Below are 23,342 nucleotides of genomic sequence, written 5' to 3' on the forward strand. Positions count from 1 at the left end.
GTGTTCGGTGCCGGCGATCGTCCGGCTCGAACTGTGATGCTCATGTCGTGCTCCTGGCTGCAACAGCCGGTGCAGGGTCGGGCGCTGCGCGATTGGGGTCATGGATGGCGGCCCGGAAAGGCCCGTGAATCAGCGGAAATAGTAGCGGAAACCGATCGCGCCGTTGACCCCCACATGAGTATCCGGGGCCAGGTCCAGTACCGGCACGATTTCAAGAAAGAACTCCAGCTGGGCCGACGCGGCCAGGTACTCAATCCCGAACGGCACGCGCACTCCGACCGAGGTTCTGTCCGAGTGGTAGCGTTCATCGTGCCAGTAGCGATAGTTGTCGTTGGCCAGCCTGATCCGTCCGCCAATGCCGTAGTAGAACGGCAACTTCCCCGGTTGGACGCCCGGATTGAACCAGCCGAACGTGTGAATCAGGTAGTCCGCGTGAAACTGGAATCGTTCGTGCTCGGACATCGACCAGGCCGCCGCGGCGTCGAAGGCGCGATCGTTGGTGATCCATTTCTTGATGCTGATGCCAGAAGGCTCGCCAAGGATCAGGCCGACGCCCAATCCGTCAACGGCCCGCGCTCCACTGACGGTGGCCAGAACCACCAGGGCAGTCAGCCAGATTGTTTTGGTGCGCATGTCTTCTTCTTTCGTGCTCAGTGCCACGGCTGGTTCGGCCGCTGGCCGGTTGTTGTCGGGTCTGGATCTCAACGCCTGTCGAAAGCCGGACCCCTCGGTGTCGTGATGCTGGTCGTCCAGTGCACACCGCGGGTGTCCAGCCTCCGCTGATCAGGGTTCGATCGTGTCGCTTATCCACTGGCGAGTGGTCTCGAAGGACGTCTTCAATGCATCATACGAGGTGCTGAAGACCTGCTTCAAGTCGTTCCAGGTCGATTCGTTGGCCGCTTCGGCCTCATCCAGCCGTGCTTGTGCCGCAGTCCACTGCGTGCGCACGGCGGCAAGCTGAGTTTTGGCCGCGGCTTTTTCCGCGCCCGTGGTTGCATCCACTTTGGCTTCCAATCGGTCCAGTTCGGTCTGGATCACGGCCAGTTCCTGCTTCATCAGGGCAATGTATTCGGCCTTCCGCGCATAGGTATAGTCCGCCATGGCCACGTCGGCTTCCTTCTGCGCCTGATTGGCCAGTTCCAGTTTGGAAGCCGTGGTCTCGGGGGGCACGGTGACTGCGCCGGGCTTGCTGTCGCCGGACGAGCAGCCCAGCATGAGTGCCAAGGTAATGCCGAGCATCAGTGCTTGAATCGGGTATGTCATCAGGTTCTCCATTGGTGTGTCGGTTGTGTGCGTGACGGACGGACGCTGCATGAATCAGATCACGCGCCGGCCCTGGATCAGCCGCACGATGATCACGACGAGTGCAGCCACCAGCAACACGTGGATGAATCCGCCAAGCGTGTAGGACGTGATCAGTCCCGTGAGCCACAGCAGCATCAGAATGATGGCGAGAGTCATCAACATGCTTTTCTCCCCGGGTGTCCTGGATCAGGATTGCAGTTCGCGGAGCGCTTGCGTCACCGCGCCGCTGCACCGGAAACCCGGTGCAGCGGACATTTCCGCGGTGCTGACCCGCACGCAGGCGCACGTATCACGCAGGATCAGCGCTGGCTTGTGTCCGGGCGCACGATCACGATTTCGACACGCCGATTGTTGGCACGACCTTCGGCGGTGGCGTTGTCGCCCACGGGTCTGGCTTCGCCCATTCCACTGGACTTGATCAGTGCGGAACGATAGCCGCTCTGTACCAGCAGGTCACGCACGCGGTCGGCGCGAGCCTGAGACAGAGTCTGGTTGTAGCTGTCGCTGCCCTGTGAATCGGTGTGCCCTTCGATGAGCAGGTTGCGCTCGGGTGATTCCAGCAGCACGGCCGCCACCTGCTGAAGGCGAGCGGTCGCCGACGGCAGCAGGGTCGACTGGTTGGTGGTGAACAGCACGCTGCCCGTCAGCGAGATCACCATGCCGCGGGCATCTTCATTGACGGCCGCCAGCTTCGCCAGAGCGTCGGCGGCATTCTGTTCGGCTTCGGTGCGGGCACGACGTTCTGCGGCCAGCGCATCACTGTGCTTCGTGGCTGCCTGTTCGGACTTGACCTGGGCCAGATCCTGCTGCGCGGTTCTGGCGATTTCGCTCTGCGAGGCGAGCAGATCCGCCTGGGCATCGGCCTGGTGTTTCTTCGCGACTTCCAGCGACGCAGTCGCTTCGGCGATTTCCGCGCGACGCTGGGCGATGTACGACAGGTCGCGCGTTTCGGCGGACTTGGGATGATCCTTGAATTCCGCTTCGGCTTTCTGCAGTGCTTCCGCGGCCTGATGCAATTCAACGGGCGCCACGTCGGCGGCCTGGCCATTGCTGGCCCTCAGATTCGCACTGCGGGCGTCCGACAGTTCCTGGGGAACGGTCGCCGCACAGCTGCCAAGCAGAGCGGCGCAAGCGACCATGAGCAAGGTCTTCGAGATATGCATGGGAGTCTCCGTGATGATCTGGATGATGAGTGTCGCACAGGATCAGCGAATGATCGGGGCGAGCTTGTTTTCCTGCCGAAGCTGCCTGACCTGTTCGATCGCGGCGCGGGCTTCTTCCTTCTGGGTGGCTTCAGTTGCCAGCAATGCCGCCAGCTCGGCGTCGACGACGACCCGCTGCAGCATGGATTCCGCCAGCTCTTCCTTGCCTCTGGAGGCGAGGCTGCGAGCCTTTTCAAGTTGTTCCCTGGCCAGCTGCAGGTGCAGTGCGGCCTGCGGAACCGAGGAAGCCCCCACAGCTTCCGCGGCGCTGATCGCCGAGGTGGATTTCTCACTGCGCAGCGGTACGCTTGAGCACGCAGCGAGCAGCCCCACCGCCGCGATGATCAGCGCCAATCGACCGAATCCAGCTTTCCACGTGTGTTCCATGATGTCCTCCTGATGGTTGAGTCAGCCTGTTCGGAAACGATGCGGCCGAAGTGCCGCGTCGTCTTGCCAGCCGGGCTCTCGCTTGGTTGCCGAGTGTCGCGGAGGCTGGTGCACTCGTGCATCACATGCATCAATCAGGCCAAGAGCGTCAGCCAAGCTGATCACGCAACAACTGACGAGATTCAGGAGGGATTCCTGCTCATCTTCATTCATATTGACCGCGGTGGTCAATCAATCTGATGGAAAGGGCCGAGCGATGCGTGTCGAGGAGCTGCACCACAAGGAACTCCTCGAGCTGGATCCCGAGGGCGGACTGATTCGTTTCGCAGGCCAGCGTGCGGTGCTGCTTGATGCCACCGCGATGGGGTTGTTGCGCAAGTATCTGGTTGAAAACTTCGGTGAGACAGCCGCCCGCACGGTGCTGACCCAGTTCGGATTCGCCCAGGGCTGGCGCATGGCCGATGCGATGCGGCGCGAATTCACCTGGACCAGCTCACTGGACTGGAGACGCGCCGGCCCACGACTCTGCATGCTGGAAGGCCTCTTCCAGGTGGAGCATGGCAGCGAAGATCCCCGCAGTCGCGATGGGGCCATGCTGCTCTCATCCTACGAAGCCGAACAACACCTTCTGCACTTCGGGCGAGCGGAGTCGCCCGTCTGCTGGACGATCTCCGGCCTGATGAGCGGATACGCCAGCCACATCGAGGGCGAGGAAATCTTCGTGCTTGAGGATCGTTGCCTGGGACGGGGGCAGGCGGGCTGTCACCTGCAGGGGCGCACGCGCGCGGAATGGGGTGACGAACGACGCGATGAACTGACATTCTTCGAGGCGGGGCGGTTGCAGGATTGTCTTGATGTATCGCTGCACCGGGTGACCGAAACCCTCAAGGCCGTGGAACTGAAGCTCAAGGCACGCCATCGGGCGCTGCGCGGTGTCACTCGCCACGTGGTGGAACCTTCGGGAACCGTTGCCAAGAGCAAGCGCATGCTGGAACTGGTCGACCTGGCTCGCCGCGTGGCGAAAGTGGACGCCTCACTTCTGATCACGGGGGAGAGCGGTTCGGGCAAGGAACGCATCGCGCGCCTCGTGCACGAAGAGTCGACCCGTGCCGCGGGCCCCTTCGTGGCCGTCAATTGTGGGGCGATCACCGAAACACTGCTGGAAAGCGAGCTGTTCGGCCATGCGCGCGGCGCCTTCACCGGGGCCAGCTCGGACCGGCCGGGCTTGTTCGAGGCGGCCAACCGCGGAACTCTGCTGCTGGACGAAATCGGCGATGTGTCACCCGGAATGCAGGTCAAACTGCTGCGCGTGTTGCAGGAACGTGAAATCCGCCGTGTGGGCGAGAACCGCAACCGTCCGATCGATGTGCGCATCGTGGCCGCCACCAATCGCGATCTCTCGCTGAGCGTGGCCGATGGCGCATTTCGCCAGGACCTGTACTACCGGCTGCGAGTCGTCGAGTTGCGGGTTCCGGCCCTGCGCGACCGACGCGAGGACATCCTCCCGCTGGCGCGCATTCTGCTGACAGGTGCGGCGACTCGCCTGGGGCGCAAGATCAGTGGACTGTCCCCCGAGGCCGCCGACCTCTTGCTGAGCTACGATTGGCCGGGCAATGTGCGCGAACTGGAGAATACCATCGAGCGCGCCGTCGCCCTGACCCGGGGCACCCGCATCGGCGAAGAGGACCTGCCCGAGGAAATTCACCAGCGTGATTCACTGATTCACGCCTCGCTGGATTCGGTGCGCCCGCTGGCGGATCTGGAGCGCGATTACATTCTCGCCGCGCTCAAGCACAACGAGGGCAACCAGACACGCACGGCCGCCCAATTGCAGATCGGCTCGGCAACCCTCTACCGCAAGCTCAAGAGTTATGGAGTCGGCCCCGGAGCGCAGGATTCCACCACCTCCGATGCCCCGCTGGGCTGAGACTGTCCGGACACACCATGGTTGCAAGAATGCCTGCACCATTGCCCGGTCCGTCGATCCCCTCGATAGCGTGCTGCTGAGCATCGCGGTCGATCTTGCCCGGGCGTCGGCGTGGCTAGAGTGGACACCCGTTCCCGAAGCTGTCGGATCCCAACTCTTCCGTGAGGGCACTCCCGCACCCGCCACGGGTCTGGTGCTGCTCGGTGATACAGATGCCCGGGCCCCCGGAAGCCTGCCCCCGGACCGCGGGTTGCCTCCCGGGTTGCTTCAGTGCGAGCTCCTGCAATCCTCTACCAGTCGCTGGATTTCGACTGTGGCATTGAGATCTTGATTCCATTCCTCCACAGTGAAATGTACGCCCGACAGTGAGCTATGAGTTCGTGTCGGCAAACACCGCCACCAGCTACCACTTGTGTCGGACAGCCGCAGTCGCAACGGCGGGATCAGTGGTCGTCAGACACAGCGACGGGCATCTGATGCCGGGAGTGGTTCATGGTCAGGTCAGCTGCTCACCGCGTTTCGATCCGTTGTGGAGCTCCGAGCCTGGCATTGATTCTGGTTTACGCCTGACTGCTTGGCTCCTGCGCGCTCCGGGGGGCCGGGGCGGAGAATGATGTTGTGAAACACAGCATTGACGGTTCGAGATTCAAGCAGGAGAAGAGTGGCTCATCCCAGGGATCCGATCGGAGATGACACTCATCGAAGGATACCGATGTGGCCATGCGCCAGTCCGACACTTGGGTGAAACTCAGATTGTTCACGGTGTTCGCCACTGCATTCCCGCGCCGGGGGCTTGTTGACACTGTCCGTCAGGGATGCCGTACGAGTGCGGACACGCGCCATGACCTGTCCGGCAGCCGTGATTCGGTACTCAACTCCGGGAGGAATGATCATGCGTCCCTTCAATCGATGGCTCCTGCTGCTGCTCCTGATCTCCACGTCTGCGGAGTGTTCTGTCCTGCTCTATCCTCTGGCGCGTGCTTTCGGGGGTGCCAAGGAGTCGGAACTCAGGGTCAGCCGGGAGGCCTTCTCCTCGCTGAAGACGGAGATCAAGGGAAGTTCGATTCTGGTCTTCGCCCCGCAGACCAGCCGCGTCGGTTCCGCAGCCAATCCAGACACGCTGGCCTGCCTGGCCGCCGTCGCTTTCCTGCAACACGAGCTGTCTCCCCTGGCCCGTGCGGAATGGGAGATCCCCGATATCCCCTTCGAGCCGATGGGACACAACCAGCTGCGCCACGCGAATCGAAGCGATCGCCTGCATGCCAGATGGGTCCGCGAACACTCGTTGAGCGGTGATCGGTTCGTCTTCATCGAGATCCTCAGGAACAAGGCGGCGACCATGGTCATTGGCGGGCAGATCTGCATCGTCGATCGCGCCGGGCGAATTGCCTACTCACGTCATTACAACAGCCACCAGTTCGACCCGACCGTGATGACGAGCACTGTCCGCTTCACGGACTGGATGCTGACGAGATTTCTCGAGGATCTCACGAAGGACGCAACGGAAATCTTTCCCCCCTGGGGCGTGGGTTGACATGGAGGGCCAGCACTGGAATTGCACCTTGAGTTCTCTCAGGGATCGGCTTCGGTCGGGATTCCCTGCGGGATCCAGCTCGGGATTTCTGTACTTCTGGCACACACAACAGAAAGGCAGATCATGACACTGAAGGATTCCGTGATTCTGGTGACCGGGGGCAGCCTCGGTCTGGGCAAGGCGACAGCCAGGGCATTGGTGGCAGCGGGCGCGAAGGTGCTGATCACCGGGCGTGACGCGGCGCGCGTGACCGCGGCGGCTGCCGACTGTGGCGCCACCGCGATCGTGGCCGATGTGAGCCGGGCCGAGGATGTGGAGAAGACCGTGGCCACGATCCGCGAGCGTTTCGGGCGGCTGGATGTGCTGGTGAACAATGCCGGCATCGGCGAGTTCCGCACGCTGGACGCGCTCACCCTCGAGGACTTCGAGCAGGTCTTCCGGGTCAATGTCTTTGGAGCCGCCCTGATGGCCCAGGCCGTGCTGCCTTTCTTTCGCGAGCAGGGGCGCGGCCACATCGTCAACATCGGTTCCACCGCGGCGCTCAACGGTTTCGCCCGCGGCAGCATCTACGCCGCCAGCAAGTTCGCCCTGCGCGCCATGACCCAATGCTGGCAGGCCGAGCTGCGTCGCGAGAACATCCGCGTGATGCTGGTCAATCCGAGCGAAGTGCCCACCGCCTTCGCCAGTGACGACCGCGTCGAGCGCCCCCTGACGGAGAAGAAACTGACCCCGGACGAAATCGCCCACGCGATCCGCAGCGTGCTTGAGATGGACGACCGCGGCATGATTCCCGAACTCAGCGTCTGGGCCACCAATCCCTGGTAGTGGCCGGGCCGGCGCCTGGTGGGGTTTGTCCCGCTGTGCCCCGGAGTCCGGACCCCGGGTGGCACCGGGCCCCGCGATGGACGAGCGGGTGTTTTTTCAGGACCCAGAAAAAGCTTGCCATTCCTGGCCGAGTTCTTGATCCTGTGCAGGCCTTCACAGGGCACAGCAAGATCAACAACACAGCACAACAACACGAGGCATCAAGGGGGAGACCTATGTCAATGGCCAGCATTCTGGGGCGCGCAGCCGTTCTGTGCCTGATCGGCACCACAGCGGCCTTCGCCACCGAAACCATCACGGTCCGCAGCGGCAACGGCAACATCGGGGAATTTGACAGCCAGGTCAGCCGATTGGTCGGCCCCGCGGATACGGGATTTGCCAATCTCTTCACGGCCGCGGATTTTGAATCCGCACGCCAGGGCAACCCGGGCTGCATCATCGCCAACCACGGGGCCTGGATTTCCACCTTGCCCGCCGATCCGCAGGCACGCTGGATTTCCACCAGTTTCGGTGGGGCCGGTGAAGGCGCAACCGCGCTGTATGCGGTGGAATTCACCGTGTCCACCGCGTCCATCGGCAGCAGCCAGCTGGTGCTGCACTATGCGGTGGACAATACCCTCGGGTGGGGTCCGAATGTGGGAGTGTATCTCAACGAACTGCCGGTCGCCGGCAGCAACGGCGGGGGATTCGGGGGGCAGTTCCAGCACACGCTGGATGTCAGCGGCATGCTTCAGCCCGGCTCCAACTGGCTCTACATCAATGCGGTGGATCTGGGCGGGCCCGGTGGTCTGATCTTCAGCGCGCAGTTCGGCATCGAGCCCGGGGCCGCGGCGGCCACCGAAGATCTGCCGCTGGCCTTCGAGCTGGCTCCCAACTGGCCCAACCCCTTCAATCCCTCGACGCGCATCGACTTCAGCCTGGCCGACACCGGGCCGGCGCGCCTGGATGTGTATTCACTGCAGGGCACGCGTGTGGCGCAGCTGGTGAACGGCATGCTCTCCGGCGGCAGCCACAGTGTCACATTCGATGGCACGGGCCTGGCCAGCGGGATCTACATCTACTCCCTCGAGGCCGGCGGCCAGCGGGAGTCGCGCCGCATGCTGCTGGTCAAGTGACACGCTCAGCGGGGGAGTCCAGATCTCGGTGATTCCCCGGACGATGCGCGGAAAAGACACACGGGCGACCGGTACTGCACCGGTCGCCCGTTTCTGTGTCGAGCAGGAAGAAGCCGGGTTTATTTGAGCAGCGTCATCCGCTGGACCTGGCGTCCGGAGCTGGTCTCGAGGACCGCCAGGTAGATGCCCGAGGCGCGTGAGCCGGCCTGCCAGACGAAGGCATGGCTGCCACTGGCCAGCGGGCCCTGCCAGAGGACTTCCTGCAGGCGGCCCTGAAGGTCGTACACGGCCAGGCGGGCCGAGCCGGCGGAACCGGCGCGGATCACGATCCGGGTACTGGGATTGAAGGGATTGGGCACCACGTTGTCCAGGCGCCAGCTGCCGGGAAGCACGGCGGACTCCACGCCCGTGGCCGTCAGGGTCCAGGCGCAGAGCTCACCATTCTCGTTCACCACGAATTCCCCGTCGGCCAGTTGGGCATGGATCACGCTCGCCCCCGCGGGAAGCAGATCCAGCGGAAACTCCAGGCACTGTCCCAGGTCCTGGGGGAAGAGGCTCTGCTGGGCGAAGGGCTCGCCATCGGCCAGCCAGACCAGCTCCAGGTTGTCGCCATCCACATCCTCGGCCAGAATGCCCAGACCGGACAGTTCTTCCGGAGCCAGCTCGGTGTTGCAGTCCAGCCCGCAGGCCTGGAGCAGGGGGCTGTCATTCACCGCACTCACCGTGACCACCAGCGGGTGCACGGCCGCGTCCTCGCCGTAGCCATCGAACGCCAGCAGCTCGAGAGTCTCCTGCCCGTTCCAGTCGGCGCTTGCCGTGAGTTGCAGCTGCTCACCCACGAGCTGGCCCTGCAGGTTCTCGCTGGGGGATATCTGGAGCGTGAAGCGATCCAGGTCCGCGTCGACCAGGCTGCCGGCGAGGGACAGGAACCCTGTGCCGTCCTCCTCGAAGAACAGTTCTTCGGGGGCGTTCCACTGCGGAGCATGGTTGGCCAGTGTGTTGCGCAGGCGCAGGATGCCCATGCTGACATTGGTACTGAACAGCGTGTGTCCGGACATCGCCACCGAACCGATGTAGGCTTCGGGATCGATCCAGCTTTCGTGCCACACGGGTGCCTGGGGGTCGTTGACATCCAGCAGCTGCCAGCGATGATCAGGGGTATGGATCCAGGCCCAGCCATCGGACAGCGCGACCCGCTGCACGGCGGGTGTGCTGGCGCTGCCCAGTACGACCAGCGCATCGGAGCTGAGTGACACCAGCCGACTCTGGCCATTGGCCAGGGCCAGCAGGGCGGTCTCCCCGTCCACGGCCAGGTCCAGGATCGCACTGCCCAGGGCCAGGCCCAGCGGAGGCAGACTGCCATCCTGCGGATCGAGCAGGAACAGGCTGGACGCCTGCCACACCAGCAGACCTTGCGAGCAGGCCGCGAGTCTTGCGACGCCAGCCAGCGGACGCGCCGCCTCCGGCAAGGCCACAGGGGTCTCGGGGATGCTCAGGTTCCAGATCTGGATCGGTCCGGCGGGGTTCACCGCGGCCAGCCAGTTGGAGCCCAGGGCGATGTCGCTGGGCATCTCGTTCAGGTTCAGGTTGGCCAGCAGCGCGGAGGACTCATCATTCTCGACCCGGAACAGGGCCACGTGCTGGCTGTCGGCTGCCGCCAGCAAAGTCCCGGAGGCCGCCAGCAGGGGGGCGCAGGAGAAGCCCGTCAGGCGCTCGCGGGCCGCCAGGGCGTCGGGGCTGTCACCCTGCAGCAGGCGCACCGTGCCGCCCTGGTAGGAAGCGGCCAGCACCGGACCGCAGAGGGCCAGCTCGCGGGCCGTGCCACCCCCGTGATCCACCAGATGTGTCACCTGGGGCGATGAGGGCTGGCTCACGTCCAGGATGGCCAGGTCACGGCTCTGGGAGGAGAGCGCCAGGCGCTGGTTTTCCCAGGAGACCGAGATCGCCAGAATGGGATCGGTGCCCAGCGGCGGCAGGGACTGGATCGCGATGGGATCGCTCACATCCAGCAGCCTCGCGCCGCTGAGATAGTCATTCAGCAACACCAGCGGCTGGTCGGGCGCGGCATTCACCATGTAGCTCATGCTGCCCAGCGGCAGGCTGCCGATGGCCTGGAACTCGCCCGGCTGGCTGATGTCGTAGCTGGTCAGGGTGAGGCCAGCCAGCGAGAACAGAATCGAGTCACGCAGACAGAAACCCTGCAGGTTGGCCGGATCGGTCAGGATCATGCCCAGAGGTTCCGGGTCCAGCGGATTGCCCAGATCAAAGGAAGACAGCCCATACTGGTTGCCTTCGAGGCGACCTTTGACGAACAGGGTCTGGTCGCCGACTTCCAGGTCAAAACAGGGCTGGCCACCGTGGAGTGTGGTCACCAGCGCAGGGGACTGCAGATTGCCGATGTCGTACACATCCACACCATTGTAGGTGGCCAGGTAGAGCGCGTCGTCGTGAACCTTCATGGTGAAGGGGAACCCGCTCCAGTTTTCCAGCACGCCCTGGCGGGGAAAATTGGGGGCCTGGTTGCGCAGCAGCTGCACGGTGCTGAGGGTCTTCACCACCAGCAGGTCCCCGTCCAGGATCAGTTCGCGAATGCCTTCCTCGAACTGGCGGCTGCCCAGCACCTGGTTGTCGCCGTTCGCGAGCAGGAGCCTGACCTCGAGCACCTTGCCACTTCCATAGTAGAGGGTGTCGCCCTGAAGCAGTACCGCCATGCATTCGTCGCGTGCGTACTGCCCGGTGAGGGCAAGATCCGTGTCCCGCAGGGGTCGGGACTCCTCGAGGATCTGAAGGCTCAGTGCCGACGCGGAAGAGGCTCCAAGCAGCAGGCAACAGGACAACAGGCCAAGCGGGGGGGAGATCCGGGTGGGACGGATGCGAAACATGGGACACTCCTTTCTGCAGGCCCTTCATGGCTGAAGGGAGGCTTTCGTCTGTGAAAGCCTGTCCGCAGTATCGGAGGATCGGGAGCTGACTTTGCCGACACCTGTGACAGGTGGCACCTGGTGGGAGTTCGCCGCGGCAAGGAATGGTGTGATGTCCGGAGAGTGGAGCAGAGCGCCCGACGGGCGCCGTCTCAGCCTCAGGAGAATCCGCTGGGACCGCAGGATCCGGAGCCCGAGCTGCCGGACGTGGTGAACATGGGAATGCTGAAGACCCGCTCCACGGGACTGGTCTCCGGAGTGTCCCCGGGATCTTCACCGGCCATGCGGGCCAGCTCGCCCCAGGTGTCCAGGTGCTCGCTCATGGCATGGCTGACTTCCAGCGTGCGGCCGTTTTCCGGGCAGACATAGTCGTATCGAGGCATGACACATCCTGGTTGGGGCCTCTCCCGTCAGAGGCCGCCTACTATATGACTATTCAGTGATTCAGGCAAGTGCTGTCCGTGCGCATCGATCCGCCCGGTCCGGTCAGATATTCCTGCGGGCAGGCAACCGGCCCCGGGCTGGATCGGGCGTGTGCCCGGGGCCGATGACCTGTACCAGGAATCAGTGATACAGTCCGATCGCACGTGCGGCAATGTCGTTGGCCGCCACCCCGGCCCGCAGGATCTCGGTCGTCATCACCTGCCTGTCGGGCTGGATCACATACTGACCCTTCTTGCTGGAAATGGACCCGGATGAACTGAGCGCACTCAACGCGGCACTGAGGGCGTTGGCGAACTCGGGTGAGGCATCCTTCTGCTCGACCAGGACTCCCGCCTCCGGATTCAGCACCTGCCAGATTTCCTTTCCGTAGATCGCACCGCCCGCGTTCTTCGGATTGAGGAACGCGTACGAGGCATTGGCCAGAATCAGTTCCGGGGCCACGCCCGCACTGGCGCTGAGCGACGAGTAGCCGCGCTCGGCACTCAGCTGCAACTGGGCCGGGTCGAAACCCAGAGTGGGCAGCACCAGAGTCGCGGATTTCTGCGCCGCCAGTTTCTTCAGCTTGAAAAGCGGGCCGGTCAGATTGTTCTCGAACACGGGGAAGCCTTCGGGAGCAAAACGCAGGTACTCCTTCTTCGTGATCCCGTCGGTCCACTTGACCGAGGGCTCGCCGAAGTCCTTGTCCGGCGTGTGCAGTTTCATCTTCTGCACGATCGGGTCGTCCTTGACGTCTTCCTGGGTGTAGACGGTCCAGCCCTGGGCGCGCAACTGGGTCACGAAATCGTCGTAGAGCTGGCTGGCCAGCTGGCGGTAGAGCGCACCATCCAGCGGAATGATCGCCTCGGCCGTGGCCTTGACCGTGCTCTGCTCTTTCCCGCGCATGGCCTGCAGGCCCGAGGTCTCGGCTCTGGCCGTGCCTTTGCCATAGGTCAGAACGTCCAGGTACAGAGTGGGCACGATCAGTGCCTCGCCCTTGCTCAGGTACTTGAGATTGATGAACTCGAACTGCTTGTCCGGCTTGTCGAACAGGTCATTGCCTGTCAGGTCCTTCTCGGGATTCTTGGCGCCGGCGAAGGATGCACAGCAGAGCAGGCACAACAGCAGCAAGGATTTGGGTGACATGGGAGCATTCCTTTCGATCGGGTGTTCAGAAGCATTCGAGAGGGCTGGCCCACTCGCTGTTTTCAGCTTTGGCCAAACCTAACTCCCGGGCGATTTCCGCAACATTCGGCAGATGGCGTATTCTGGGCGCGGGCCTCGCTGGCTGGATTCGATACCTTGCCGCGCATGAATCGAAAATCTTCCGGAACCCTGTGGCTGGCATTGACCGGATTCTGTCTGCTGGCCGGGTCCCTTGCCGCACAGCCCTCCCGCCAATTCGTGGATTCCTGCAATGCCCTGGGTGCCGAGCGGATCTTCGCCCGGATCGTGCCCTCGATCCAGCTGTATCGTTCCGTGGTGCAGCAAAGCCGGGAGCTGGGTTATCCTGAAGGCGAGGCCCGGGCACTGGAGAGTCTGGGGCTGGCCCAGCGGCTGGCCGGGCAATTGGACGCCAGTGTGGAGGCGGAACTGCAGGCGATTCGACTGTATGAACAGCTCGAGGATCGCCACGCGCTGGCCCGCATCTGGGGCTCACTGGGTTACGGTCAGAAGCAGCGGGATCTGCCGCGGGCACTGCAGTACATGAGCAACGGAATCCGGATCGCCGAGCAGGATCGGGATTCCCTAGCCTTGGAAGCCCTCTACAACAACTACGGGGTACTGCAGGAAATGCAGGGCGACCTGGACAGCGCACGCGTGTTCTATCAGCGCGCGCTGGACCTGGCCACTCTGCGCCCGGACTCGAGCGGCGTGCCCTTCTGCCTGAATCACCTCGCCGGCCTGGATGCGCTGGCCGGTGACTTCGGCATGGCCCGGGCGCGTCTGACCCGGTCCGACCGCCTGCGCCGGGGTGAATCCGGCCAGTATGGACGCATCGAGAACACGGTACTCTGGGGTGACACCTGGCTGGCCGAAGGCCAGCCGGACTCCGCGCTGGCGCGCTACCGCGAGGCGATCGCCATTCCCGGGGCCAGCGAACAGAAATACCTGATGAGCTACTGCTACGGTAAAATGGCGGAGATCCATGAGCAAAAAGCAGACTATCGCGAAGCGCTGAACAGCCAGCGAGCCTTTCAGGTCTGGCGTGACAGCATGCAGACCCTGGAACGTGACACCCGGATATCTGCCCTCGAACTGGAATTCGAGACCGAGAAGAAGGACCGCCTGCTGGCCGAGAATACTCTGGCGCTTGCCCGGCGCGATCGTCTGCTGGTCAGTCTGGTCAGCCTGCTGTTATTGGGTGTTGTGCTGCTCCTTGTCGGGCTCTGGCAGTTGAAACTCAAGCGTGAGCGACAGCGGCAGGCCCTGGCGTTCAGGGAGCAGACCCGCAGGGCCGAGAATGAGCGCAGACTGGCGGCCGAGCGCCTGAGAATTTCCCGCGAACTGCATGACAACATCGGCTCACAGTTGACCTTTCTCGTGGGCACGCTGGATACCCTGGGGTGGCGCATGCCCGCTGACCCACTCGCGAAACGCCTGAAGGAGCTGAGCACCTATGGGCGTCACACACTGGCGGAACTGCGGGGAACCGTCTGGGCCATGCAGCGGGAACACACCAGTCTGACCCAGGTCCGCGATCGGCTGGCCGAGCTCTTCCAGCGCTCCGACCGTGATGGCCTGACCCGGATCGAGCTGGCCGAGCCGGAGCTGCCGGAGTCGTTGGACGACTGCGAGATCGGCGCGGCTCAGGCGCTGACCCTGCTGCGCGTGGCCCAGGAAGCGGTTTCCAACGCCCTCAGGCACGCGCACGCCACCAGGATCCGACTGGCGCTGGGCAGCGACACCCAAGGCATCTGGCTTGAGGTATGCGACGACGGCAGCGGCTTTGACCCGGGACTCAGCACCCAGGGCAGTGGTCTGATGAGCATGCGCGCGCGCTGCGAGGAACATGGCGGGCAGTTCCGGCTGACCAGCGATGCCGACGGGACCCGGATTCGGTGCGTGTTTCCCATCGTATGGGGCAAGCGGCGTATTGATCGGGAGCGGGCAAGACCGGAAGTTGACCTGTGACGCACTCTGTCGGCAAACAAGCAGAAGGACCCACGGTGAGCCACCCATTGCGCATCGCACTGGCCGAAGACAATTCCAGTCTGGCGGCCCTGATCCTGGAGAAGCTGGCGCTGTTTCCCGAACGGCTGAACTGCCTCTTTCATGCCGCCAATGGAGCCCTGCTGCTGGAGCGCCTGGCCGAGCATGCCGCCGTGGACGTGGTCTTGATGGACATCGAAATGCCCGTGCTGGATGGCATCCAGACCACCGAAAAGCTTGTGGCACGCCACCCGCACATCCGGGTGCTCGTGCTGACCGTCTTCGATGATGAACGCCGCATTTCGGAGGCCGTGCGCGCGGGAGCCGCAGGCTATCTGCTGAAGGACGAACCGCCGGATCGCCTGCTGGAGGCGATCGAAGCGGTGGCCCGCGGCGAGGGCGCCCTCTCGGCGGCCGTGACCGGACGCACCCTGGCGCTGTTGCGTGATCCAACGCGCGTGCCGACCGGGCAGTCTGCCGACACGTCCATCCTGAGCCCGCGCGAACTGGCCGTGCTGGCCCAGTTGGCCACCGGCCTGACCCACCGCGAGATCGCGTCAAACCTGTTCATCGCGCCCGCCACCGTGCGCAAGCACATCGAAAACCTCTACCGCAAGCTGGAGGTCAGCGGCCGGATCCCCGCCATCGACAAGGCCCGCAAGCTGGGCCTGCTCTGAGCTGGATGCCGTCTCCGCGCGTGGAACGTTCTGGATCACAGCAATCGTGGCAAATCCGGTGCTCATTCGATGTGCGGCAGTTCGTTGTGATGCATCCGTGATCGCTGAACTCAGGGTGCCAGAACGCTGGTATAGGGCGGGATCGAGATCCTGACCGATTCGGGGCCGCCGATCGCGTTGACGATGCGCACCTCGTCGAAGCCCGGATGGGACGGCACACGCACGAACTCGGAATCCGGCCGGTTGAGCTGGGAGTTGACGATGGATCCCGGATTCCAGGACTGGAGTTCGGCCCAGAATTGGTTCTGCTCGGCCAGGGTGTAGGAGGGGTAATCCATGTTGCAGGTGTCCTGACCGCGTACCAGGAGGGACTGATTGTCAATCAGCGGCAGGTCCTCGCGGCCGCCGAGATTGCCCTTGTTGCCCCTGAAGCTGAAGCCCGAGTGCTCCGGGGCATCTGGGAGACTGCATTCGGGCAGCGGCCCTCGCAGAGGATAGCCGATGTTGAAATGCTGCTGGGCCAACGAGCTGGAGGCGTGGGGGTCATCGTCCAGATTCCAGATGAAGAGATTGTTGCGAACCGTCAGGTTGGAGAAATCACAGACGGTGGGCATGCCGGTATCAATGGATCCATCGAAGATGCCCAGTTTGAAGGCCGGCAGGTAATGCGTCTTGGTGGGAGTCCGGGCCGGCAGGGAGTGCCCCTGGATGTTGTGGAACACATTGTCGGCGCAGTTCAGATTGCGCATGTTGGGGACATGCCCCGACAAGTTGATGTAGGTCGCGAGCGCGAGGGCGCATGTGACACCATCGACCAGGTTGTCACGGATCTCCGAATAGGACACGCCATCCATCTGGATGCCGATGCCCCCCACGTACCAGTCCTCTCCATGCGAGCGAATCACATGGCCATTGTGGACCCGGTTGCGCAGGATGCTGACATCCTGGGCGTCACTGACCCAGATGCCGCGCCACTCCGAGAAGGTCATCCGCAGGCTGTCCTGGCATTGGTTGTCGACCACGTAGTTGCGGATGTAGGGTTCGAGCGTCACGTCGATGATGTTGTCGTGGATCTCCAGACCCAGCGGAATCTCATTGGGCTCGAGACCGTGTCCCTCGACCAGAATGGCCGTCGCCGCCCGCTGGATCACGTTGTTCGCGATTCGCACATGCCGGGTCCCATCCTCGGACGGGACGACGATCAGGCAGGAGTTCTGGAACAGTGCATTGAAGGTACGTGGAGTGCCCGAAGAATCGCAGCCCCAGCGATCGAGCAGCCGCTGGTAGAGCTCGGGGTCGATGGCGCTGATGATCGTGTTCCCCGATACCTCGGTATTGCTGCTGATCACACGGATGGAAGAATTCAGTGCATCACTGATCAGATTTCCGGATACGATGTGGGCATAGGTTCTCAGGGTCTCCGAGACGCCGCATTGCATGTTGATGGCCATGCCCGCCGAGCGGATCACGCTGTTGTCCGCGATCCGCGAGGATGCGGTACCCGACCCCGTGATCAGAATCGCCGTCTGCTCGTAGAACAGGTTCGTCAGCGCGTTTTCCGCCTGATCATCGTTGACATGGTTCTGATGATACTCGGCGAACAGGTTCTCGATCGCATCGGGATTCCAATGGCCGGCATTGACCTTGCGGATCTCGAATCCGGAGGGCAGCGATACGTCGGCATCGGTCACGCCGAAGTCGGTGATCACATTGTTCAGCACCAGGGCGTTCACGCAATCATTCTGGTAAACCGCGCACTCGGCCACGGCATGGAATCGGCAGTACTGCACCTGCCCTTCCTCGAGGCTGGAGAGCGACACCGCACGCACCATCGACGCGGGCAGATCGGGTGCCAGCTCCCCGACCGGAAGACCTTCGAAATCACAGCCCAGGATCCATGCGGAGCCCAGCCCCAGCTGATTGATGTAGACAGCGTTGGCGAAGAATCCACGGAAGACATTGTTCATCAACGCCAGCTGCCGTGGCACTGCGCCGTATGCATAGATGCCCGTGATCGGCTGAAGTCTTCCCGGAGAGCGCAGCTGCACGGTGAACTGGCAGTTCTGGATCTGGGTACGCCGGAGGCTGGATTCGGTGCTGGTGCCCGAGAAGCGGATCATCTTGATTGATGTCTCCGGGTCCAGGCAATCGAATGTGCAGCCGTTGATCGAGAGTTCCGTGTCGGCGTCCTGGGCATAGATGCCGTTGGCGCTGAACCCGGTGAAATGGCAGTTGAGCACCTGAATCCGGGCGAAGGGATGCACGGCCGCACGGACCAGCAGCCCCACGGGCACCGGAAAGTCGTCACGACCGAAGCCGAGGTTCTTCACCATCAGCACCCGGTTGGCCGGAGCGACCTCCGGGGGCGTGGAGAGGCGCAGCAGCTGACCATCGGGAAACCCGGGCGCGGGGATCAGAGCTCCGATGGAGTGCCCTTCGAAAACCAGGTCCATGTTGAGCTTGCCCACCCGCACATCCACCATTGACTCGATGAGCTCTTCATCCAGGACTTCGATCAGGGCTTTGCTTGCGCCGGCCGGGGCCGTGGCGTAAATCGTGTTGCCTGAATAGGAGTAGGTGAACAGGGAGTTCAGGGTGCCAACGACGGGCGTTCCCAGCGTCTGGCCCATGGAGTTGGTGAATGTGATCCGGGAGAGACTGTGGCCCGGAACCGTGATGAAAATCAGCAGCACAATCAGACTGGCAGTGCGTGTCAGCAGTGTCATGGAGTCTTCCGGATTTGTGTGTGTCTGGTTGGGGACTGCAAGATAGCCCGGTTATCATGATTCGCAAGTCCCACGCTCCCTTCTCGCGGAAGTGACTGTTGAAGACCGTTCAATGGACAAATTTCCGCCCGAATCGATGACAGACAGTTCGATATTCCGGATAATGCTGACCACTGGCATGTGTGTCCCACACGCTGACCGGGAGCGCGGGCTGACTCAAAGTGCGGTGGTCGGAGTCCGGACACGCTGTGAGACGGCGAACTGTCTGTGGAAGTACCGCACGAATCGGCCACGCGAATGTCCGGAGTCGGCAGCGGGGACCTTGGCCCGACCCTGTTGAGCAGTCCCGGCGATCAATCTTCTGGCCTTGCGGTTTCTCTTTTGTCAAAGCGATCAGGATGCGTACCATATGGTCTCGAGTCCCGGCCCCGATTCTTGAGCACGACGGACGGCGGCAGGGCCCCAGTCGCGATCCTGCTGGAGACTGCATGAAGATCAACGACCGTGCATTGGTGACCGGCGGCGCCGGTTTCCTTGGACGCCATCTGAGCCGCGCGCTCGCCGAGGCGGGCTGGCAGGTCACGGTACTCGACGATCTGTCGGCCGAGAGCAGCCGCTTCGATGTGCCCGAACTGGATCACGCGGGCATCGACTGCATTCGGGGATCCACGCTTGACCGGGAACTCTGCCAGTCCCTGGTGAGGTCACACCATGCCATCCTGCATCTGGCCAGCGTGGTGGGCGTGGAGCGGACCATGAGCCAGGTCGTGCCGACCATGCTCAATCTTCAGGGGACCCTCTGTGTGACGGAAGCGCTGTCGCCGTCACAGGTGATCCTCTTCACCTCCTCGGCCGACATCTATGGGCTGCATTCCCGTCTGTACTCGGGACCGATGGAAGAAGAGCAGCTGACGGTCTATGAGCATCCTCTGGTCAACCGCTGGATCTATCCCAAGATCAAGGCGCTCGAAGAAAATCTGATCGCCCTTGCCGCCTGCCGCAGAGTCATCATCCGGGTCTTCAACTGTTATGGCCCCGAGATGGACATTCCCGGCCCGCGCCGCGTGGTGCCCCAGTTCATCGAGAACATTCGCCACCGCGAGCCGATCCGGCTGCACGGTGGCGGCGATCAGATCCGGGCATTCTGTCACTACTCCGACACCATCCGCGGCATTCTGCTGGCGCTCGAGCATGCCCGCAAGGGCTCCGCGGATCAGCCCTGGGTCTTCAACATCGGCGGGGAAGACGGCCTCAGCATCCGCCAGCTCGCGGCCCGGCTGATCCGGATCGCGCAGGAACTGGACTGCCTCGAGTCGGCCCTGCCGATCGTGGAGTGCCCGGACTTCTATTCCTGCGCATTCGACGACACCTGGCACCGCACGCCGGACCTGAGCCGGGCGAAGAAGATTCTGGGCTACCGACCACACGTCGGCCTGGACGAGGGTCTGCGTGCCACGATGATCCAGCAGCTGTCGCTCAGTCATGACATCCACTGATGTCCTGATCGTCGGAACCGGCATCAGTGGGCTGGGTTGCCGCGCGCTTCTGCAGGATCAGCGGGATGTCCTCACGCTCGAGGCGGCCGATCGTCCGGGCGGGTTGACCCGTGTGTTCCGCGTGGGTGAGTTCATCTTCGATTCGGTCGTCCATGTGCTGCGCTTCCGCGATCCCGAACTCTGGCGATTCGCGCAGTTGCTCTGTCCGGACGGCTTTCACCACTTCCCGCGGATCAACCATGTCTGGCAGGCCGGAGTCCAGCTCGACTACCCGTACCAGTATCACGCGGGGCAGTTGCCCGAAGCCATCCGCAAGGCCTGCCTGGAGGGGTACATCCACAACCCCTGGGCGACCGCCCAGGATACCAGGACCTTTCGAGACTGGTTGCTGAAGAACTTCGGTCCCGGTTTCTACGAGCACTTCTTCCACCCGTACAACCTCAAGCTCTACGGGGTGGGGCCTGAATGCCTCGAGGGCGAGAGAATGACCTGGCTGATCCCCGATGGCGATCGCGAGCGGGTGCTGGAAGGCAGCCGAGACACGGTGGCGGCGGGTGCGGCCGGAAGCCAGCTGGCCTATCCCAGAGGCACCCTGGGCATCGAGACGCTCTGCCACGGGGCGGTCGGGCTTGCCGAGTCGCCGATCCTCGTCAACCAGCAGGTGGTCCACCTGGACCTGGCTCAGCGAGTGCTGCAGGTGAGCTCCGGCCAGCGCTATGCCTATCGGGAGCTGGTCAGTTCGATCCCTCTGCCGGGCTTGCTGGCGCTGATTCCGGATCTGGATCACGAGATCGCGGCCCTGGGGCGCAGCCTTAAAGCGGTGCCCCTCCAGGTGGCCGAGGTGGGCATCGAGGGCGAGGAACATGCCCTGGCCGGCCAGTGGAGCTACTTTCCCGACCCCGACATTCCTTTCTATCGGCTGACCCGGCTGGAGCATGTCTCACCCGAGCTGTGCCCGGCCGGGCATTCGGCCTTGCTGCTTGAAAGCTCCGCGGCCCAGCCTCTTGTCAGGGACGAGGTCGAAGGGGCGCTCAGGCGCGTGGGGATGCTGGCCGGCACCCGGGTGGTGCATTACCGTGTCCGCCGGATTCCCGCGGGCTATGTGCTCTTCGAGCCCGGCGTCGTGGCCAGGGTCCGGCGGATTCTTGAGCATCTGCGCGAGAGGCACGTGCATCCGATCGGACGTTATGGACGCTGGGATTACATGGACATCGAAGGCGCGCTGGCCACGGGGCTGGAGACAGCGGCCTTCCTGCGGGGCGGCCAGCTGAGGAGTCTGCTGGGCAGCGTGCCGGGCATGTGATGGGCGCTGTGCTGCGTGCACCCGGCGAGGCGGGTCAGCTCACTCCTCCCAGTCGGAGCATGGCCAGCGGAGTCCGGCAGAGCAGTTTCAGATCGGTGGCCAGGGAGAGGGTGTCCACATACACCAGATCCAGCTCGGCCTTTCGGCGTGACTGGTCGATCGTGCCGAACTCCAGATAGCGTGGCGACAGCTGGCAGAGGCCGGTCAGGCCGGGCCTGACGAGATGGCGACGGGAATAGCCAGGGATCTGGGCGGAAAGCGCACGGGCGATCTCCCATGGCTCGGGGCGCGGCCCGACCAGACTCATCTCACCTCGGAGAACATTGAACAGCTGGGGCAGCTCGTCCAGCCGGAAGCGGCGAAGGAAACGGCCGCAGCGTGTGATCCGTGGATCCGCGTGGTAGGTCCAGCCCTCGAAGAGCGCGCCCGGCGGCGCGCTCACGCCGGCGGTCATGGTGCGCAGCTTGAAGAGAATGAAGCGCCTGCCCTGATGTCCCATCCTGGCCTGGCTGTACAGCACGGGCCGGCCGCTGTCAAGCAGCACCACCAGGCCCAGCAGACACAGCAGGGGCAGCCAGAGCGGCAGGGTCAGCAAGACCAGCAGGCTGTCCAGGGTCCGCTTGCCCCAGTGGAAGTACCAGCCCGAAGGAAGCGGCACGACCTGGGGCGCGGCGTTGGAAAGATCCGATTGATGAACAGCCATGGGGCCCAAGATGACAATTCGTGAGCGGGATGCCAGCGGTGGCATGATCCGTGTCACAGATCCCTCATCCTCTTCAGGAGAATCTCCGCATGGCGAACACCCGCAGTGAAGATGCAGGGGCATTGCGCACCCGGGCCAGTCTGAACGAGACACGGGGCAACCTGGACCTGGGACAGCACCTCCGTTCCCAGCTTGCCCTGAAGCCCACCAGCCGATTGCTGGATCTGGGGTGCGGAACCGGGCATCTGCTGCGTGCCTGCTGTCGGGACCTGGGCGTGGGCGGATGCTGCTGGGCACTTGATCTGTCACGCGAAAGCCTGAATGAGCTGGAACGCACGCTGGTGCCGCAGTTTCCCATGATCAGGCCGCTGGTACTGTCCATGGACCGCCTGGTCGACCCGGCCTGCCAACCGGAGCTCCGCGAGCTGACCCATCTGGTTTCAGCTTATGCGCTGTACTACAGCGAAAACCCCGACGCACTGCTGGACGCACTGCACTCACGGCTGGCGCCCGGTGGACTCCTGCTGGTCGCGGGACCCTGCAAGGGCAACAATCGCGAGTGGTTTCAGCTGCTGGAATCCGCAGGACTGGAGATTCCCGAAGGCATACGTCGGATCACGGAAGAGTTCATGGACCGCCGTCTGCCCGTCGCGGGGCGCAAGCTGTTCGCGACGGTGGAAGAGCACCGCCTGTCGAATCCGGTGGTCATTGGCGATGCCGACAGCCTGCAGGCCTACTGGCGCAGCAACATCTATCATGATCCAGACCGCGATGCGCAGGTCTGCCGCTGCATCCGCGAGCACTTCCGCAGCAACTCCGACTTCACCATCACCAAGCGAATCTCGGTGATCCGAATGATCAAATCCCAAGGAGAACCAGATGGCTGAGGGATTTCCCTGGTTCAGTCCGGACGGCTATCGACGCATTCTTGAACGGGCACTCGAGCTGGGTTATCGGATCCAGTGTTTCCGCGATTTTCTGCCCGGCCGTGATGCGCCCCGACTCCTGTTGCGTCACGATCTGGATCACAGCATCCGCGCGGCCCTTGTCAGTGCCGACACCGAAACCCGATTGGGAGTCTGCTCCACATACTTCGTGCAGGTTGAGTGCAGCTTCTACAATCTGCTTTCGGCGGAAAGCCGCGAGTTGGTTGCCGAACTGGTGTCCGGAGGGCATGAAATCGGTCTTCATTTTTCGGCCGGACGTTATCGTGGGGAACAGGGTGCCAGACGCTGGCGACTGGATCTGGCGCTGCTTGAAGATCTGGCGGGGCATCCGATCCACACCGCCTCACAGCACCTTCCCAGTTCCACCGAACGCTTCGATCCGGGCGACCTGATCAGGCGGGAAGCCTACCGCGAGCCCTTCATGGGAAAGGAAATGGGCTACATTTCCGATTCCCTGATGGCCTGGAGACAGGCCACTCCCCTCGAGTGGATCGAGGAGAGGCGCAGCTTCCAGTTTCTGACTCACCCCTTGACGTGGTCCCATCAGGTCAACGATCTGGACCAGGCTCTGGACCTGGCGGTAGCGGAAGAAGTGCAGCAGCTGCGAGCGGAATTGGCAAGGACACGCACACTGTACCACGACCTGCTGGCCGCACGCGAGCGGCTGGACGCAGAGTTCCGCAGGTCCCGCGGCTGAATCG

Annotated in this window: 20 protein-coding genes; 10 read left to right on the forward strand and 10 right to left on the reverse strand. The window is 63.3% G+C overall.

From position 1 onward, the window contains the following. Window positions 1-129: 129 nt before the first annotated feature. The 5 genes from H6678_11630 to H6678_11650 form a co-directional block, all read right to left on the reverse strand. Complete coding sequence (locus H6678_11630; protein MCB9474453.1) at window positions 130-633, reverse strand: DUF3996 domain-containing protein; 504 nt, start codon at window positions 631-633, stop codon at window positions 130-132. A gap of 150 nt (window positions 634-783) precedes the next feature. Further along, entirely contained in the window at window positions 784-1,263 is a 480-nt protein-coding gene (locus H6678_11635) for a hypothetical protein (protein ID MCB9474454.1), read from the reverse strand. A gap of 54 nt (window positions 1,264-1,317) precedes the next feature. Beyond that, window positions 1,318-1,467 (reverse strand): lmo0937 family membrane protein, encoded by a 150-nt coding sequence (locus H6678_11640; GenBank protein ID MCB9474455.1) that lies wholly within the window; start codon window positions 1,465-1,467, stop codon window positions 1,318-1,320. Window positions 1,468-1,604: 137 nt separating this feature from the next. Beyond that, window positions 1,605-2,468: an OmpA family protein gene (locus H6678_11645; protein MCB9474456.1), complete on the reverse strand. Its 864-nt coding sequence runs from the start codon at window positions 2,466-2,468 to the stop codon at window positions 1,605-1,607. Between the two features lie 42 nt (window positions 2,469-2,510). Further along, on the reverse strand, window positions 2,511-2,894 hold the full coding sequence (locus H6678_11650) for a DUF4398 domain-containing protein (protein MCB9474457.1): 384 nt from the start codon (window positions 2,892-2,894) through the stop codon (window positions 2,511-2,513). A gap of 256 nt (window positions 2,895-3,150) precedes the next feature. Between H6678_11650 and H6678_11655 the strand changes: the two genes are divergently transcribed. The 4 genes from H6678_11655 (at window position 3,151) to H6678_11670 (ending at window position 8,295) form a co-directional block, all read left to right on the forward strand. After that, on the forward strand, window positions 3,151-4,821 hold the full coding sequence (locus H6678_11655; GenBank protein ID MCB9474458.1) for a sigma-54-dependent Fis family transcriptional regulator: 1,671 nt from the start codon (window positions 3,151-3,153) through the stop codon (window positions 4,819-4,821). Between the two features lie 892 nt (window positions 4,822-5,713). Further along, window positions 5,714-6,355: a hypothetical protein gene (locus H6678_11660; GenBank protein MCB9474459.1), complete on the forward strand. Its 642-nt coding sequence runs from the start codon at window positions 5,714-5,716 to the stop codon at window positions 6,353-6,355. Window positions 6,356-6,478: 123 nt separating this feature from the next. Further along, the gene (locus H6678_11665) at window positions 6,479-7,180 is read left to right on the forward strand and encodes an SDR family oxidoreductase (protein ID MCB9474460.1); all 702 of its coding nucleotides are present in this window, start codon (window positions 6,479-6,481) and stop codon (window positions 7,178-7,180) included. Window positions 7,181-7,401: 221 nt separating this feature from the next. Beyond that, window positions 7,402-8,295: a T9SS type A sorting domain-containing protein gene (locus H6678_11670; protein MCB9474461.1), complete on the forward strand. Its 894-nt coding sequence runs from the start codon at window positions 7,402-7,404 to the stop codon at window positions 8,293-8,295. 119 nt (window positions 8,296-8,414) lie between these two features. Here H6678_11670 and H6678_11675 read toward each other — a convergent pair whose 3' ends face one another. From H6678_11675 to H6678_11685, 3 genes are all read right to left on the reverse strand, one after another. Beyond that, window positions 8,415-11,177, reverse strand: coding sequence for a T9SS type A sorting domain-containing protein (locus H6678_11675; protein ID MCB9474462.1), 2,763 nt, complete (start codon window positions 11,175-11,177; stop codon window positions 8,415-8,417). Window positions 11,178-11,374: 197 nt separating this feature from the next. Beyond that, window positions 11,375-11,599 (reverse strand): zinc ribbon domain-containing protein, encoded by a 225-nt coding sequence (locus H6678_11680; GenBank protein MCB9474463.1) that lies wholly within the window; start codon window positions 11,597-11,599, stop codon window positions 11,375-11,377. A 181-nt stretch (window positions 11,600-11,780) separates the two neighbouring features. Next, a complete protein-coding gene (locus H6678_11685; protein MCB9474464.1) occupies window positions 11,781-12,782 on the reverse strand; it encodes a hypothetical protein in 1,002 nt (333 codons plus the stop codon). Between the two features lie 165 nt (window positions 12,783-12,947). On the opposite strand from H6678_11685, the gene H6678_11690 reads away from it, so the two are divergent. Then, a complete protein-coding gene (locus H6678_11690; protein MCB9474465.1) occupies window positions 12,948-14,771 on the forward strand; it encodes a hypothetical protein in 1,824 nt (607 codons plus the stop codon). 35 nt (window positions 14,772-14,806) lie between these two features. Then, window positions 14,807-15,466, forward strand: coding sequence for a response regulator transcription factor (locus tag H6678_11695; protein MCB9474466.1), 660 nt, complete (start codon window positions 14,807-14,809; stop codon window positions 15,464-15,466). 110 nt (window positions 15,467-15,576) lie between these two features. Here the strand turns inward: H6678_11695 and H6678_11700 are convergent, their stop codons facing one another. Further along, window positions 15,577-18,192, reverse strand: coding sequence for a hypothetical protein (locus H6678_11700; GenBank protein MCB9474467.1), 2,616 nt, complete (start codon window positions 18,190-18,192; stop codon window positions 15,577-15,579). A gap of 488 nt (window positions 18,193-18,680) precedes the next feature. Between H6678_11700 and H6678_11705 the strand changes: the two genes are divergently transcribed. Both H6678_11705 and H6678_11710 read left to right on the forward strand, forming a co-directional pair. Further along, window positions 18,681-19,688, forward strand: a complete 1,008-nt coding sequence (locus tag H6678_11705; protein MCB9474468.1) for an NAD(P)-dependent oxidoreductase — start codon at window positions 18,681-18,683, stop codon at window positions 19,686-19,688. Beyond that, entirely contained in the window at window positions 19,675-20,991 is a 1,317-nt protein-coding gene (locus tag H6678_11710) for an NAD(P)-binding protein (GenBank protein MCB9474469.1), read from the forward strand. The genes H6678_11705 and H6678_11710 overlap by 14 nt, the downstream gene beginning before the upstream one ends. Window positions 20,992-21,025: 34 nt before the next feature. On the opposite strand, the gene H6678_11715 is transcribed toward H6678_11710, so the two are convergent. Continuing rightward, a complete protein-coding gene (locus H6678_11715; GenBank protein ID MCB9474470.1) occupies window positions 21,026-21,694 on the reverse strand; it encodes a sugar transferase in 669 nt (222 codons plus the stop codon). 89 nt (window positions 21,695-21,783) lie between these two features. Between H6678_11715 and H6678_11720 the strand changes: the two genes are divergently transcribed. Further along, window positions 21,784-22,581 (forward strand): class I SAM-dependent methyltransferase, encoded by a 798-nt coding sequence (locus H6678_11720; protein MCB9474471.1) that lies wholly within the window; start codon window positions 21,784-21,786, stop codon window positions 22,579-22,581. After that, window positions 22,574-23,338, forward strand: coding sequence for a hypothetical protein (locus tag H6678_11725; protein MCB9474472.1), 765 nt, complete (start codon window positions 22,574-22,576; stop codon window positions 23,336-23,338). Before H6678_11720 ends, H6678_11725 begins: the two co-directional genes overlap by 8 nt. The last annotated feature ends 4 nt before the right edge of the window (window positions 23,339-23,342 follow it).

It is taken from the genome of Candidatus Delongbacteria bacterium (genome assembly GCA_020634015.1).
Classification (GTDB): domain Bacteria; phylum CAIWAD01; class CAIWAD01; order CAIWAD01; family CAIWAD01; genus JACKCN01.